General features: G+C 45.2%; 14 protein-coding genes and 1 other RNA gene. 8 read left to right on the top strand and 7 right to left on the bottom strand.

Features of this window, described 5'->3' with window-relative positions; translation table 11 throughout:
• The first annotated feature begins 152 nt into the window (after positions 1-152).
• Both secA and mutT read left to right on the top strand, forming a co-directional pair.
• Entirely contained in the window at positions 153-2,882 is a 2,730-nt protein-coding gene (gene secA, locus PATL_RS18000; RefSeq protein WP_011576241.1) for a preprotein translocase subunit SecA, read from the top strand.
• 93 nt (positions 2,883-2,975) lie between these two features.
• Positions 2,976-3,368 (top strand): 8-oxo-dGTP diphosphatase MutT, encoded by a 393-nt coding sequence (gene mutT, locus PATL_RS17995; RefSeq protein WP_011576240.1) that lies wholly within the window; start codon positions 2,976-2,978, stop codon positions 3,366-3,368.
• Positions 3,369-3,378: 10 nt separating this feature from the next.
• Here mutT and PATL_RS17990 read toward each other — a convergent pair whose 3' ends face one another.
• From PATL_RS17990 to ssrS, 7 genes are all read right to left on the bottom strand, one after another.
• Positions 3,379-4,482 carry a hypothetical protein gene (locus PATL_RS17990; protein ID WP_041714047.1) on the bottom strand — a complete coding sequence of 368 codons (1,104 nt, stop codon included), beginning with the start codon at positions 4,480-4,482 and terminating at the stop codon, positions 3,379-3,381.
• A gap of 136 nt (positions 4,483-4,618) precedes the next feature.
• Complete coding sequence (gene rpiA / locus PATL_RS17985; RefSeq protein WP_011576238.1) at positions 4,619-5,275, bottom strand: ribose-5-phosphate isomerase RpiA; 657 nt, start codon at positions 5,273-5,275, stop codon at positions 4,619-4,621.
• Between the two features lie 140 nt (positions 5,276-5,415).
• On the bottom strand, positions 5,416-6,012 hold the full coding sequence (locus PATL_RS17980) for a 5-formyltetrahydrofolate cyclo-ligase (RefSeq protein WP_011576237.1): 597 nt from the start codon (positions 6,010-6,012) through the stop codon (positions 5,416-5,418).
• A 155-nt stretch (positions 6,013-6,167) separates the two neighbouring features.
• Positions 6,168-7,103, bottom strand: coding sequence for a nucleoside hydrolase (locus tag PATL_RS17975; protein ID WP_011576236.1), 936 nt, complete (start codon positions 7,101-7,103; stop codon positions 6,168-6,170).
• Between the two features lie 21 nt (positions 7,104-7,124).
• A complete protein-coding gene (locus PATL_RS17970) occupies positions 7,125-8,021 on the bottom strand; it encodes a ribokinase (RefSeq protein ID WP_011576235.1) in 897 nt (298 codons plus the stop codon).
• Positions 8,022-8,115: 94 nt separating this feature from the next.
• Positions 8,116-8,526 (bottom strand): hypothetical protein, encoded by a 411-nt coding sequence (locus PATL_RS17965; RefSeq protein WP_011576234.1) that lies wholly within the window; start codon positions 8,524-8,526, stop codon positions 8,116-8,118.
• A gap of 147 nt (positions 8,527-8,673) precedes the next feature.
• A non-coding RNA gene (gene ssrS / locus PATL_RS22540) (6S RNA) lies at positions 8,674-8,855 on the bottom strand.
• A 213-nt stretch (positions 8,856-9,068) separates the two neighbouring features.
• Between ssrS and PATL_RS17960 the strand changes: the two genes are divergently transcribed.
• The 6 genes from PATL_RS17960 to PATL_RS17935 all read left to right on the top strand — a co-directional run bounded on the left by PATL_RS17960 (position 9,069) and on the right by PATL_RS17935 (position 14,191).
• The gene (locus tag PATL_RS17960; protein WP_011576233.1) at positions 9,069-9,638 is read left to right on the top strand and encodes a UPF0149 family protein; all 570 of its coding nucleotides are present in this window, start codon (positions 9,069-9,071) and stop codon (positions 9,636-9,638) included.
• A 12-nt stretch (positions 9,639-9,650) separates the two neighbouring features.
• Positions 9,651-10,982: a Xaa-Pro aminopeptidase gene (gene pepP, locus PATL_RS17955; RefSeq protein WP_011576232.1), complete on the top strand. Its 1,332-nt coding sequence runs from the start codon at positions 9,651-9,653 to the stop codon at positions 10,980-10,982.
• 39 nt (positions 10,983-11,021) lie between these two features.
• The gene (locus PATL_RS17950; protein WP_011576231.1) at positions 11,022-12,248 is read left to right on the top strand and encodes an FAD-dependent monooxygenase; all 1,227 of its coding nucleotides are present in this window, start codon (positions 11,022-11,024) and stop codon (positions 12,246-12,248) included.
• Positions 12,249-12,280: 32 nt separating this feature from the next.
• Positions 12,281-12,748, top strand: coding sequence for a Cys-tRNA(Pro) deacylase (ybaK, locus tag PATL_RS17945; protein ID WP_011576230.1), 468 nt, complete (start codon positions 12,281-12,283; stop codon positions 12,746-12,748).
• Positions 12,749-12,824: 76 nt separating this feature from the next.
• Positions 12,825-13,283: a GNAT family N-acetyltransferase gene (locus PATL_RS17940; RefSeq protein WP_011576229.1), complete on the top strand. Its 459-nt coding sequence runs from the start codon at positions 12,825-12,827 to the stop codon at positions 13,281-13,283.
• A gap of 299 nt (positions 13,284-13,582) precedes the next feature.
• Complete coding sequence (locus PATL_RS17935; protein WP_011576228.1) at positions 13,583-14,191, top strand: MarC family protein; 609 nt, start codon at positions 13,583-13,585, stop codon at positions 14,189-14,191.
• Positions 14,192-14,254: the final 63 nt, after the last annotated feature.

The raw sequence follows: 14,254 nt of genomic DNA, 5'->3' as shown, positions 1-14,254 counted from the left end.
AAGGGTAGTCTGTTTGATATCGCCCAACGAAACATTTTTCGTTATTTATTGGCAATCGGCTCTTTAAAAGCGATTTGTCTTACTTTAGTCATGATTTTTATGCCTTCGAGGCTGTAAGGTCATTCATTTATTAGATTGGAAGCTGTAAATCCATGTTTTCGAGTATTCTGACCAAGGTTTTTGGTAGCCGTAATGACCGAACTTTAAAAAAATTAAATAAAATTACTGAGCAAGTTAACCAGCTAGAAGCACAGTATGAGGCGCTGAGTGATGAGCAACTCAAAGCTAAGACGGGTGAGTTTCAAAAGCGTTTGCAAGACGGTGAAGACACAGACAATTTATTGCCTGAAGCGTTCGCTGTTGTACGTGAAGCCAGTAAGCGTGTGTTTTCAATGCGTCATTTCGATGTACAGATGCTTGGTGGTCAAGTGTTGCACACAGGTCAAATCGCTGAAATGCGTACCGGTGAAGGTAAAACCCTTACCTCTACACTACCTGCCTACTTAAACGCTTTAAGTGGTAAGGGTGTGCACGTGATTACCGTCAACGATTATTTGGCGAGTCGTGATGCTGAGGGCAGCCGTCCACTATTTGAATTCTTAGGGTTGAGTGTTGGCTGTAATATCCCTGGCATGAACCATGCCCAGAAAAAAGAAGCCTACGCTGCTGATATTACTTACGGCACTAACAATGAATTCGGTTTTGATTACCTGCGTGACAACATGGCCTTTAGCCCTGGTGATCGTGTTCAGCGCGAACTGCATTACGCCATCATTGATGAAGTAGATTCAATCCTTATTGATGAAGCCAGAACGCCGCTGATTATTTCCGGTCAAGCGGAAGACAGCTCTGAGCTATATCGTAAAATTAATGCCATTATTCCTCAGCTTGAACAGCAAGAAAAAGAAGACGAAGAAGGCAAAAATGGCGACGGTGACTACACTATCGACGAAAAAGGTAAACAGGTACATTTGACTGAAAAAGGTCAAATTCATGTTGAAGAGATCCTTAAAACCAGCGGTATCCTCGGGGAAGATGAATCTCTTTTCGCTGCGGCTAATATTTCGTTGTTGCACCATGTGAATGCGGCACTACGTGCGCATAAATTGTTTAGCCGTGACGTTGATTACATCGTCAAAGGTGATGACGTAGTTATCGTTGATGAGCACACTGGCCGCACAATGGAAGGTCGTCGTTGGTCTGAAGGTTTACACCAGGCAGTAGAAGCCAAAGAAGGTGTAAATATTCAAAACGAGAACCAAACACTCGCGTCAATCACCTTCCAAAATTACTTTCGTTTGTATGACAAGCTTGCAGGTATGACAGGTACAGCGGATACCGAAGCGTTTGAATTTCAAAGTATTTACGGCTTAGATACCGTAGTTATTCCAACGAATAAGCCTATGGTCCGTAAAGATAAAGCCGACTTAATATACTTAACCGCCCAAGAGAAATACGAAGCGATTGTTGAAGATATTAAAGATTGCGTTAAGCGTGGCCAGCCGACATTAGTCGGTACAGTATCTATTGAAAACTCTGAGCTTATTTCCAATATATTGAAAAAAGCAAAAATTCCTCACAAGGTATTGAATGCGAAATTCCATGAGCAGGAAGCTGACATCGTTGCACAAGCGGGTAAGCCCGGTGCCGTGACGATTGCTACTAACATGGCTGGTCGTGGTACGGATATTGTTCTTGGTGGTAACTGGCAAGTAGCCGTTGATGGTATTAACGATCCTAAGCCTGGCACAGTGGAGAAAATCAAAGAGCAATGGCAAAAAGATCACGATGCAGTAATTGAGGCCGGTGGTTTACACATCATAGGCACAGAGCGTCACGAATCTCGCCGTATCGATAACCAGCTTCGTGGTCGTTCAGGCCGTCAAGGTGATGCGGGGTCTTCGCGTTTTTACTTGTCGCTCGATGATGCCTTAATGCGTATCTTTGCCTCTGAAAAAATGGGCAACATGATGAAGCGTCTAGGTATGGAGCGCGGTGAAGCCATTGAACATCCTTGGGTTACGCGTGCAATCGAAAATGCACAACGTAAAGTGGAAGGTCGTAACTTCGACATGCGTAAGCAGTTACTTGAGTTTGATGATGTGGCAAACGATCAGCGTAAGGTCATTTACGAGCAGCGTAATGAGCTACTTGATGAAGGCGATATTTATTCGACCATCGAAGCCATTCGCATCGATGTAGTAGATAGCATTATCAGCCAATACATTCCGCCGCAATCACTGAGCGAAATGTGGAATGTTAGCGGATTAGAAGAGCACTTTAAAAGTGAGTTTTTATTGGATATTCCATTACAAAAATGGATCGATGAAGACGACAAATTATACGAAGAGAAAATCCGCGAGCGCATTTTAGAAGAAGTGAATAACGCTTATAAAGCGAAAGAAGACATTGTTGGTCCTGACGTGCTTCGCCAGTTTGAAAAAGCGGTGATGTTGCAAAACTTGGACAGTCATTGGAAAGAGCATTTGGCGGCAATGGATCATTTACGCCAAGGCATTCATTTGCGTGGTTATGCTCAGAAAAATCCGAAGCAAGAATATAAGCGCGAATCGTTCGAACTGTTCACTGAAATGTTAGAAGCATTGAAAGTAGAAGTGGTTACTGTACTAAGTAAAGTACAAGTGAAGGCGGAATCTGATGTTGAAGCCGTTGAAGAGCAGCGTCGTCAAGCGGACGAACAACCTAAACAGTACGAGCATGAAACTGCTAGTGCGACACAGGCGCCTGAACAAGCACCAGAAGCAGCGCCTGCTGCACGTCCGGGCAATGCACTGCGCGATGGCCCCAAAGTAGGTCGTAATGATCCGTGTCCATGTGGTTCAGGGCTTAAATATAAACAATGCCATGGTAAATTAAGCTAGTTATTGCGTTTTTAGCTTAATATCATAGGCAGTAAGAGCGGGCTATTCCTTTAGGAGCAGCCCGTTTTTTTTGAATAAAAATGAGGTATAGCGGTGAAAGTGATTGATGTTGCAGTTGGGGTAATAAAACGCGAACAAGAGATATATATCAGCAAGCGAGCGGACGACCTGCATCAAGGTGGTAAGTGGGAATTCCCAGGAGGCAAACAAGAAAGAGGTGAGACTCCTGCTCAAGCGTTAACACGAGAACTACAAGAAGAAGTCGGTATTCACGTTACGCACGTGCAAGACTATATGTTGATAGAGCACGACTATGGTGACAAATGCGTTCGCTTACATATTCAACTCGTCGATGAATTCAGCGGCGAGCCAATACATTTAGAAGGGCAAATTAGTCGCTGGGTGAATATTGCCCAATTGAGCGATTTTGATTTTCCGGCTGCTAATGTCGCTATCGTTAATAGGCTGCAGCAGGAATTCCTTTAGTGCGTCTTATTTAGCCGGTAATAGTTGCTCTGTGTTCTTGCTTTAAGCGACTGATTTCCTCTTGCGCTGATCGCAGTTCCCGCTCCATTTGCCGACGAGAGTCGATCATTTCATTGGCGATGGTGGCGAGATATTTAAACTCTGAGAAGCCCATGTTTTTCTCATCCATATGCTGGTATTCGCGCTTACAGCGATAGAAAAACATCACAAAATTGCTAAACGCCCGTTGCAACGTCAAAAAGCTACGTACAAGTAAAATGATCAGTACAACCGAGGTGATAAGCAAGATGATGATGCTCGTTATTTCTACGTGTTGCTGAGCTTTACTGACTTGGTGCTGTAGCTGCTGATCTAAATTAATAAAGTTTTGCTCTACCAAATGCGCTTGATTACGAAAGCGTCCCTGAAGCCCGCTGTTATGATCGAGTCCGACATGGCGATAAGCATCCACTAATTGCATGAATTGTTGCTGATATTGAGTCAGAAGAGGCATAAGTTGCGCATACATAGATGCGGGCTGGGTTTCAATTCGTTGTCTTAGGGAAGAGTACAAGTTCAGTTCTTTATCCACATAGCCCATGTCTTTACGAAGTAGAAAATCTTTTTCGGCTCTGCGTATTTGTAACAGCAATTGGTGCATGTATTGCAAATTTGCTTGGGTTATTTTGGCTTCCAAGGCGTGGGTCGCTTCTCGAAAGGCACCTTGGTATCCGCTATTTTCATCAAGCCCCATAGCCACTCGCATCTCTACTAAGGTGTTAAATTGTTGCTGGTACAGAGGCAGACTAGCCAGTAACTGGGTAAAAATGGCTTGATTGGCCCCAGAGTGCTCATCTGCTTTCTGTATCGCGACTAACTGGGTGAGGAATTGATCCGTTTGCTGATTAAATTTATCCACATAGGTGGTATCGAGGCGCAGTAAAAAGTCTTTTTCATGTCTTCTTAATTGCAAGAAATCTTGGCCGAGGCGCAGAAGAGATTTATTTTTCTCATTTAAATCAACCAGTTTTTGGGTGTAATAAATTTGGCTTCCTACCAATAGCAGCATGCCTAAAACACACACTGTGATAATTAATACGAGGCGAGTTTTTATCGAATCTAAATGAATGGACACAACGAGATACTACGTTTGACTAAGTTATCCGGTCAGTTTGCCATTGTTATATGACGATTTTGTGTACACTTGGGTGTCTATTAAATGCATGCGAGCCGCTAAAGAGCGGCTCTACTTGAATTGGCTAAATTAAGTATTACTCGTTTACTTGAACACCGCTCTCGCTGCCTGTGAGCACAACGTCGGCCCCTCGGGCTGCAAACAAGCCGTTAGTGACAACACCGACAATGTTGTTTAACTGTCGCTCTAGCTCTACAGGATTCAGTATTTTCAGATTATGTACGTCTAGGATGACGTTACCATTGTCGGTCACCACACCTTGGCGATACACTGGATCGCCACCGAGCTTTACAATCTCCCTAGCGACGTATGAGCGCGCCATAGGGATAACCTCAACGGGGAGTGGAAAGGCACCTAATACGCCCACGTTTTTGGTATCGTCGATGATACAGACGAACTTCTGTGCTACCGCTGCAACAATTTTCTCACGAGTTAAAGCCGCACCCCCGCCTTTAATCATATGTCGGTGTTCAGTGATTTCATCCGCGCCATCAACATACACTGATAATTGATCAACCGAGTTCAAATCAAACACTTCAATACCTAACGCTGTTAAACGTTCTGTTGATGCTTCTGAGCTGGAAACCGCACCGACTATATCGTTCTTGATTGGCGCTAAGGCCTCAATGAAGTAATTGACAGTAGAGCCAGTACCAACGCCTATTATGGAGTCTTGCTCTACATATCGTACCGCTGCTTGGGCGACTGCTTTCTTCTTATCGTCTTGATTCATTATGTTCTTCTTTGGGCCATTTGATGTGTAAAGTATACCCAAGGTAGTGTTAGAAGCCAGAACCTAATGAGCATTGAGAACACAAAGGTAAGGGCAGGCCCTTAACCGTTTAAAAGACAAAAACTAAGCGTAATACGCGGTTAGGCGTGGCTATAGACATGCGATGGCGTCATTATCTTGTGCATGGGAATATCCCACTTTTCAGTTTTTAAGCCGCTGCTTACTTTCTGGCAGTCGTGGGCCACCCCGTATATCTGCAAAGGTATTTCATGGCGTGTCACTGGGGCCAGCGTACGATCATAAAACCCCCCTCCCATGCCCAATCGTTGGGCGGTGTCATCGAAGGCAACTAACGGAGTAAAAATAACGTCAAGTTTTGCAATGGGGACAATGTCACAGGCGTTAAGCTTAGGCTCGAGAATGCCAAAGCGATTGGTCTGCATTTTACTGTTTTGTCGGTAGCGCACGAAAACTAAATGTCCTTTGCAAAAAGGGTGTAGCACGGGCAAGCAAACGGTTTTGCCCTTCAACCAAGCATCGTTAATTAATGGGGTCAATGCGATTTCGCCATCTTGCGCTAAATAACAAGCCACAACGTGGGCATTTTGATATTCAGTCAGAGCACTGCACTGCATCAAAAGTTGCTCGCTAGCAAAAGTCTGTTGTGCTTGGCTGAGGTTATTACGCGCTTGGCGAAAGTGTCGTCGTAATTGATTACGCTTATCAGGTACTGGCATGCTAATAAAAACTGGGGTGACGTGTAGGGAACATCATATTCAATCATCGCGCTTTTTGTCGGAGTTTTTGCTGTTTTATTGGTTTTTGTATGAGTTTATTAACGACAAAGAAACTGCACCTATGTGGGTGCAGTTTCATCAAAACAGCCTGAGGCTTAGTAGGTGTCTAAATAAAGCTTGGTTAGACGCTCTTTATCTACTTTGACTGCCACATCAATCTGCTGCGCTTCAAGCCAATGAGGGCTTGCAGTGGTATTTTTAGGAGCAACAGTCGTTTGCCCTATGTTCAAAGGGTCGGTAGACACACGTGCGTGGCCACGAACAATTTCGAATAAGCTTGGGTCAACCAAATGTGCAATAGGCATAGCATCATGGAAGAAACACACACGCTTTTCACGGTTTTGCGAGTAAAAGTCCATGTAGAACTGCGCCGCGTCGTGAACAAATCCACCTAATTTGGCATTGTTATCACGTAAACCTTCTAAAAATGCAGGATCAAAGGGCAGAGTCATTGTCACATCTAAACCGAACATGGTGAGGTTCCAGTCAGCAGCAAATACGATCTCTGCTGCGTACGCATCGTTCCAAATGTTGGCTTCAGCAACCGGTGTAACATTTCCTGGCACAAAAGCAGCGCCGCCCATAATAGACACACCTTTTAACAGCTTAGGCAGTTCAGGCTCTAAACGAAGCGCTAATGCCAAGTTGCCTAGTGGACCAATGGCAACGACGGTGATTTCACCTGGGTGCTGGCGTGCCATATCAACAATAAATTGCGCTGAGCTACGAGGGTCTAAGGGGCGTTTTGACGGTTCTGGACAAACGTTACCGAAGCCATCATCGCCATGAACGAAATGTGCATAAGTAGACTGAGGGCCAACCCATGGCATACCCACGCCTTTACATACTGGAATATCAACTCCGGCCATTTCGCACAGAGTAAGCGCGTTTTGGGCAGCCATTTCAACGGGTACATTGCCATAAACGGTCGTTAAACCAAGTACGTCAATATCTGGAGATTGAAAAGCGAAAAAGATCGCCATTGCATCGTCGATACCCGGATCGGTATCAAGAATAATTTTATGACTCATACAGTCCTCGTTGAATGTAATTTAACTATGGTGTTTGGCAAGAAAACGATTTACTTGGTCTTCATCCGGTATGGATTGCGCTGCCCCAACTTGGGTTACTGCTATGGCTGATGCTGCACATGCTCTGGTTAATGCAACTTTCGCTTCAGTATGCTCACTGTAAGCAGAAAGAAAGAACCCAATAAAGGTATCCCCAGCGGCCGTGGTGTCAACAGCGTCAACCACAAACGCATCAACTTCAATTCTGCGTCCGTTTTTGAGCATGCATACGCCCGCTTTACCTAATGTAATAATCACTTCACAGTCAGGCCAATTGGCTGCGAAATACTGCTCCATAGCATCAATGTCGCTATGTCCGGTAATTTCTTGAGCCTCTACCTCATTAACGATAAGCAAATCGATACAGTTAACAGGTAGCTGTTTGACGGATTCCGTCATAGGGGCAGGGTTAAACGCTACTTTTAAGCCCGCTTCTTTGGCTTGTTTAAGTACTTCGTCAATCGAACTGGTTTCATTTTGAGTTAACACCCAGTCACTTGATTTGGCGCCATCGAGTGCGAGCATCACATCCTTTGCGGTTATTTCATGATTTGCCCCGCCGAACAATACGATTGCGTTTTCACCTGATGGAGTAACTTGGATGATGGCATGGCCTGAAGGAGCTTCTGTGCACGCAACATACTTACAGTTGATGTTGTGCTTGATCATGATTTGCTTGAAGTTGGCATCCGATTCGTTAATGCGGCCAACGTGGCGCACATCTGCTCCAGCCTTCGCTAATGCAATAGATTGATTTGCACCTTTGCCGCCCAGTAAGCATTGATAATGCGTTGAGGCTAGGGTTTCACCAGGTTGCACGAAGTGCTCGACCTGATAAACATGGTCCACATTAATAGAACCAAAGTTAATAACAGCCATATAGCGTAATTCCGAAAGTTAATATCATTTTGGCGGTATTCTAACCGAGAAAATGCGTATATGTCCTAAATAAGTAACAAAATACGAGCCTTTTTTACTTTAGGAAGGCGAAAATTCGTTTCAACAGCGGCCTTTTTGAAACAAATGGTTCTTGGCTAACCATAAACAAGCGAACTGATACTGTTGCCCCATGTCCCCAAGGCCACCAAGCGAGCATAACATCTGGGCGTTCAGTTTCTTCAGAGTAATACAGCCGCTGTTTTTTGCTTAAAACAGCGTATTTACCCGCCAAGTGTTTCATTAGCATCGGCGCTTGTTTGATGTTCTTCGCATGCCACTCAACCGCATAGTGTTTTTTGACGATTGCATTGACTTGGTCTGCTTTGTCCGCAGAAAATTCAGCTAAAAGTGCGCGATTGAAGTCATCGTATTTCCATTTCACCACGCCGTTAAGTGCATCAACTATAACGGCACCTCGTTGGCGTATTACTGATTCTTGATTCATGAGAGCTACTTATAATCGCAATTGATGTAACACGTAATAATCTGCATATTTTTTCATCCTTGAATTCGAAATGCATTAGGGTAATGAAAATAAATATTCACTAAAAAATATTTATTTAATAAATATTCATAAAAAGTGCAGGGAAGGGTGTCTCCCAAAATGCCGCTGTTCGGTGTTCGCCCGTGAACCGAAAGTTCAGGGCGGAAGTATCATCATTGCCGTAGGCGTCTCGATACGAGCCGAGCTTGCGCAATAGCGATGGAATCAACTTCCTAGGTAAAAAGCATCGGCCAGGGACATTACTGAACTGGCAAACATTCCAGGAGACATAGCACACACTCATAGTTGAGCATGTTTTGAACCAAAATCGTCAGCTTTTACCGCAAAAGCAGTAGTAACCGCGATTTCGGCGCCATTATAGTATGGGACGGGGGGCAGTTGTCCAATTTCATTTCAGCAAATGCTGAATTACTCCTGTGCTTAGCATGACCTGATTTGACCATGATGTTAGAATTACACCAATAACCAAATGGGATAACGCTTTGAATACTGAAGAACAAAAATACGAACAGATTACCGCCGCGCTTCAGCGCAACAATATTTTGGCCAGCGCCGCAGAAGTACAAGGCGTGTTTTGCGGCATGCTAGGCGGTGGAATGCCGTTAGAATCTCAAGATTGGGTTGAAGCCATTGCCGATTTTGTCAATCAGGGCGAGTCTTTGGCAAAGGACGTACAGTCATTACTCAACGAGTTGTACAACGAGACCTGTCAGCAACTGGTAGAAAGCGACTTTTCTTTGGTGCTGTGCTTACCTGATGATGCCGCCCCCATTAACGAACGTGGACAGGCACTATTAGAGTGGGTTCAAGGGTTTATGCTTGGCTTTGGTTTACATCAAGACGATTTAACTAAATGCTCACCGGACGTTAAAGAAGCCTTAGAAGATTTCGCCGAAATCGCGCGTATGGACGAAGAAATGGCTGAAGGTGAAGAGTTCGAGCAGGCTCTATTTGAAGTGGTTGAATATGTGCGTGTCAGTGCAATGTTGTGCTTTAACGAACTGGGTAAGTCACCTGAAGAGCAGCAAAGCCAACCTAAGACGGTGCATTAAGCTTACGTGCCTATGATAGAGTTTGATAAAAACGAGTTTGCCCAGCGCCGACAGAAGCTGCTTAATAAGATGCTGCCCAATAGCATCTGTGTGGTGCCAAGCAGTGCTTTAGTGACGCGCAGCCGTGACACTGAGTTCCCGTTTCGACAAGATAGTTACTTCGCGTATTTGAGCGGCTTCCCGGAGCCTGAAGCCTATCTAGTACTCACCAACTCCTGTGATTATCCGAACGGCTTAAGTGTACTTTTTTGCCAAGGTAAAGATCCCAGCGTAGAAATGTGGCAGGGCAAACGCATCGGGCCGCGAAAAGCCAAGCGCGATTTTGGTTTTGATATTGCTTTTGACAACGAAGAGTTAGATGAGCGCCTACTTGAATTAATAAATGGCCACGAACAGTTGTATTTTGCCTTAGGTGCTAATCAAGAATGTGAAGAGCGCCTTTTAGAGTGCGTTGAACAGCTTCGCAATGCGCCAAAGCAAAGCCAGACAGCGCCTTCGAGTATTGTTGACCCTCGTGCGATTTTAGACGAGATGCGTTTATTTAAATCCCTGTACGAGCAAAAGATTATGCGCACGGCAGGGCAAATTAGCGCCCAAGCGCATATTCGCGCCATGGGGTTTGCTAAACCCGAGCGCTTTGAGTACCAATTAGAAGCTGAACTGCACCACGAATTCGCTATGCAGGGGGCTAAGCACCCAGCGTATAGCACTATAGTGGGCAGTGGCGAAAACGCCTGTATTCTGCATTACACTGAAAACAGCGCTGAACTAAAAGAAGGTGAGCTCGTACTGATTGATGCAGGCTGTGAATTAAACGGATATGCCGCTGATATCACTCGTACCTTTCCAGTGTCAGGGCGTTTTTCACAGGCGCAGCGCCAATTATATCAACTGGTGCTTGACGCTCAGTTAGCCGCCCTTGAATGCATTAAACCTGGACGCACTATCAGTGAAGCAAGCGCGGCCGCAATAGAAGTTATAACAGCCGGATTACTCGACTTGGGTTTCCTTAAAGGTAGCTTGGCAGACAATATAACGGGCCAGCACTACCGCCCCTTTTTTATGCACGGTCTGAGTCATTGGCTTGGGCTTGATGTACATGACGTGGGTAATTACAAAGTCGCCGATAGAGATAGGCCGTTCGAAGCAGGAATGGTGCTAACGGTAGAGCCAGGCGTTTATGTAGCAAGTGATGCGCCTGTAGCCGAACATTGGCGCGGGATCGGCATCCGAATTGAAGATAATGTACTGATCACGGTTACTGGGCACGAGATATTAACCAAAGATGTGCCCAAAGGAATCTCAGAAATAGAAACGCTAATGGCTACTAAAACTGTTAGCTAATCCTTTTGGCGTTACGTTCACTTTTTAGGACAGCAATAAATGCAAAGTTATGATGTGGTTATCGTCGGTGGCGGAATAGTCGGTTTAACCGTTGCGCTCACATTGGCGAGCGGTGAGCTTAACGTAGCGATTATTGATGCGCAATCAGGTGACACCGCACTTGGCGATAAACCTGAGCTACGAGTCAGCACTTTTACCCTAGCGACCCAAACCGTAATGCAAAATTTAGGCGTTTGGCCTTTACTGGCGCAAGAGCGGCTATGCGCTTATGAGCACATGTCGGTGTGGGATCAAGACAGTTTCGCCCATATTGGTTTTTCCCATAGCGAGGTAAAACAAGATTATCTTGGTCATGTAGTAGAAAATCAAAATTTAGCGCTAGCGCTGTGGGCGAAGGCAGAGCAAAGCCCTTGCATCACGGTTCTGGCGCCAAACAAAGTCAGTAAAATGGTATTTGGCCAACAAGAAAGCTTCTTAACCCTAGATGATGACACCATGCTAACGGCTAGGCTGGTGGTCGGTGCTGATGGTGCTAACTCCATGGTGCGGCAAAAAGCCAATTTGCCGTTAACATTTTGGGATTACGAACATCATTCGATTGTTGCCACAATTAAAACCGAATTGCCTCACGATAATACTGCTAGGCAGGTGTTTACCCCGAAAGGACCGTTAGCCTTTTTACCTTTGTGGGATGCGCATCATTGTTCAATTGTTTGGTCTCAGCAGGAGCCTGCCGCCACCGCATTACTCGCGTTAGATGATACCGCCTTTGAAAAAGCGCTTATGGCTGCGTTTGATATGCGTTTAGGCATATGTGAATTAGTCAGTGAGCGCAAGAGCTTCCCGTTAAAAATGCGGTACGCGCGCCAATGGGTAACCGATAGAGTAGCATTGGTTGGCGATGCCGCACACACTATTCACCCCTTAGCGGGTCAAGGTGCAAACCTAGGGATAATGGATGGGGTGGCCTTAGCCGAACAGGTGATCAAAATAGCTGAGCAAGGTAAGGATATTGGTTTAACCAAAAACTTACGTGAATATGAGCGCTGGCGCAAAACTGAAGCGGTGAAAATGATTGCGACCATGGAGTCATTCAAACGCTTATTTGATGGGGCAAACCCAGTGCGAAAGTGGGTGCGTGACGTCGGCCTTAGCACCATGAACCACTTGCCCAAAGCAAAACAGAAAATTGTTCAGCACGCGGTTGGACTCGGTGGTGAACTGCCCCACCTAGCGCAGAATAAACTGACAAGGAAGGCGTCTTAGGTTGAACACTCAGTAACAAGGAAGGTGCATTTATGACCCCAGCAATTAATTTACTCATTAAGCAAAAAGTGGCCCATGAAGTGTTGCAATATGAACATGACGCCAGTGCAGAATCTTTCGGTTTAGAAGCCGCCGAAAAGCTCAACCTTGCGCCTAATTTGGTCTACAAAACACTCGTTGTAAAGCTAGACTCGCAAACCTTGTGCGTCGCTATTTTACCTGTGGAGCGTATGTTGAGCATGAAGCTTCTGGCCAAAGCTGCTGGGGCGAAAAAAGCCCAAATGGCGGATAAAACCGAAGTCGAGCGAGTAACAGGCTATGTGCTTGGCGGAGTTAGTCCGTTAGGCCAAAAGAAGCGATTGACGACAATGATCGATGAATCCGCTAAAGCGCTAACAAATATGTACGTCAGTGCGGGTAAACGTGGCCTAGAGATTAATATAGCACCTCAAGCACTTACCCAACTGCTATCCGCTCGGTTTGCTGCTCTTTGTCAGTAATGTGCACCGCAGCGTCAATAATGCGCTGCGCTGTCAGTAACTGGCATTGTCAGTAAAAAGTCCTCAAGGCGCGAATATGAAAATTGAATACGAGGAAGGCAGCCTCAGTGACATTTTGCTGGTGAATGCTCAAATCCCTGAGTTTGACAGGCATATCACTCAGGCTAAATTACAGCTAAGGCTGAATGATAGGGCGCATTTGCTATTAGTGGCGAAAGTAAATGGTGGTGCGGTTGGTTATAAACTTGGTTATGCATTATCTTCAAGGGGGTTTTATAGCTGGTTAGGGGCGGTTGTACCCGCCTATCGTAAAATGGGTATTGCGTCTTCATTACGCCAGCAGCAAGAAGATTGGGCACTCAAGTCAGGTTATGAACATATTGAGGTTAAATCCATGAATCGTTACCCCGCGATGCTGCAATTACTTATCGGCAGTGGATACAAAATCGTCGGTTATGAAAAAAACGGTGATGAGAAAAGCGGTGATGTAGATGAGGGTAAAATTTGCTTCCGCAAGATATTGTGTAATTTATGAGGTGAAGGAGCTGTGCTCGATATCATCGATAGTGAAGATAATCGGATACTCTCATATACGAAGTTCACGTCTTTTCATCGCTTATAGCCGATACTTCAATACAGCTAGATACATTACCTCACACTTTTTCACTCGCGCGCTAGGCATGTGGCATGCTACCTTAAACAGGTGAAATCTTAGCTAATGGTATTCTTTCTTAGAGGATAAATATTCATAGTGTGATCTTTTTGTAACACCCTCCAAACACGTTGGGTTAATATTTAACCCTAACTCCATGACTTTTCTTTTGTAGGAGCCATATGAGCGAATTAATCCCAGTTTTTATTTTCTTTTTTGCCGTTATCGATCCCATTGGTAGTGTTCCCGTCTTTATTGCAACCACCACAGGTTTTGATGCCAAAGCCAAACGCCATATTGCTTTTAAGGCAATCATTGCAGCGACGGGGATATTGCTCTTTTTTATCGTCGCAGGTGAATACATCTTATCTGCTATGGGGATCCCACTCTCGGCATTTGAAATTGCGGGAGGGATTGTATTGTTCTTGTTCGCACTGACGATGATTTTCGGCGAAGGTAAAGCAAGTAACGAGTTACGCATGGCCAAGTCGATGACTGAAACGGCTATTTTCCCCCTAGCGGTGCCGTCTATTGCCAGCCCAGGCGCTATGTTAGCGGCGGTAATGCTGACTGAAAATGATCGATACACCTTGGCCGAGCAGGCAACGACCACAGGGGTGATGCTAACCGTGCTCGTCATTACCTTAATTTTACTGATAGCAGCAGCGCCTATTCATCGTGTTATCGGTAATGGTGGCGCGAATATCGTCAGCCGCGTTATGGGACTCATTTTGGCATCGCTAGCAACGGCCAGTATCTTAGAAGGAATTAATACGTACTTCTCTTTGTAGTTGCGCCACCCACTTTATTTTACCTAAATGACGCGTTCCGCCGTTTACTAAGATGACTTCTGG

Source organism: Paraglaciecola sp. T6c (genome assembly GCF_000014225.1).
GTDB lineage: Bacteria > Pseudomonadota > Gammaproteobacteria > Enterobacterales > Alteromonadaceae > Paraglaciecola > Paraglaciecola atlantica_A.
Note: the sequence above shows the minus strand (reverse complement) of the source record. Positions and strands in the feature narration are given on the sequence as shown.

What these genes read in the sequence shown, in the direction of transcription:
- PATL_RS17935 (WP_011576228.1), top strand. Translation starts at nt 13,583, where the DNA reads ATGAGCGAATTAATCCCAGTTTTTATTTTCTTTTTTGCCGTTATCGAT.
- pepP (WP_011576232.1), top strand. Translation starts at nt 9,651, where the DNA reads ATGATAGAGTTTGATAAAAACGAGTTTGCCCAGCGCCGACAGAAGCTG.
- PATL_RS17980 (WP_011576237.1), bottom strand. Translation starts at nt 6,012, where the DNA reads ATGCCAGTACCTGATAAGCGTAATCAATTACGACGACACTTTCGCCAA.
- rpiA (WP_011576238.1), bottom strand. Translation starts at nt 5,275, where the DNA reads ATGAATCAAGACGATAAGAAGAAAGCAGTCGCCCAAGCAGCGGTACGA.
- secA (WP_011576241.1), top strand. Translation starts at nt 153, where the DNA reads ATGTTTTCGAGTATTCTGACCAAGGTTTTTGGTAGCCGTAATGACCGA.
- PATL_RS17950 (WP_011576231.1), top strand. Translation starts at nt 11,022, where the DNA reads ATGCAAAGTTATGATGTGGTTATCGTCGGTGGCGGAATAGTCGGTTTA.
- PATL_RS17940 (WP_011576229.1), top strand. Translation starts at nt 12,825, where the DNA reads ATGAAAATTGAATACGAGGAAGGCAGCCTCAGTGACATTTTGCTGGTG.
- PATL_RS17975 (WP_011576236.1), bottom strand. Translation starts at nt 7,103, where the DNA reads ATGAGTCATAAAATTATTCTTGATACCGATCCGGGTATCGACGATGCA.
- PATL_RS17965 (WP_011576234.1), bottom strand. Translation starts at nt 8,526, where the DNA reads ATGAATCAAGAATCAGTAATACGCCAACGAGGTGCCGTTATAGTTGAT.
- ybaK (WP_011576230.1), top strand. Translation starts at nt 12,281, where the DNA reads ATGACCCCAGCAATTAATTTACTCATTAAGCAAAAAGTGGCCCATGAA.
- PATL_RS17970 (WP_011576235.1), bottom strand. Translation starts at nt 8,021, where the DNA reads ATGGCTGTTATTAACTTTGGTTCTATTAATGTGGACCATGTTTATCAG.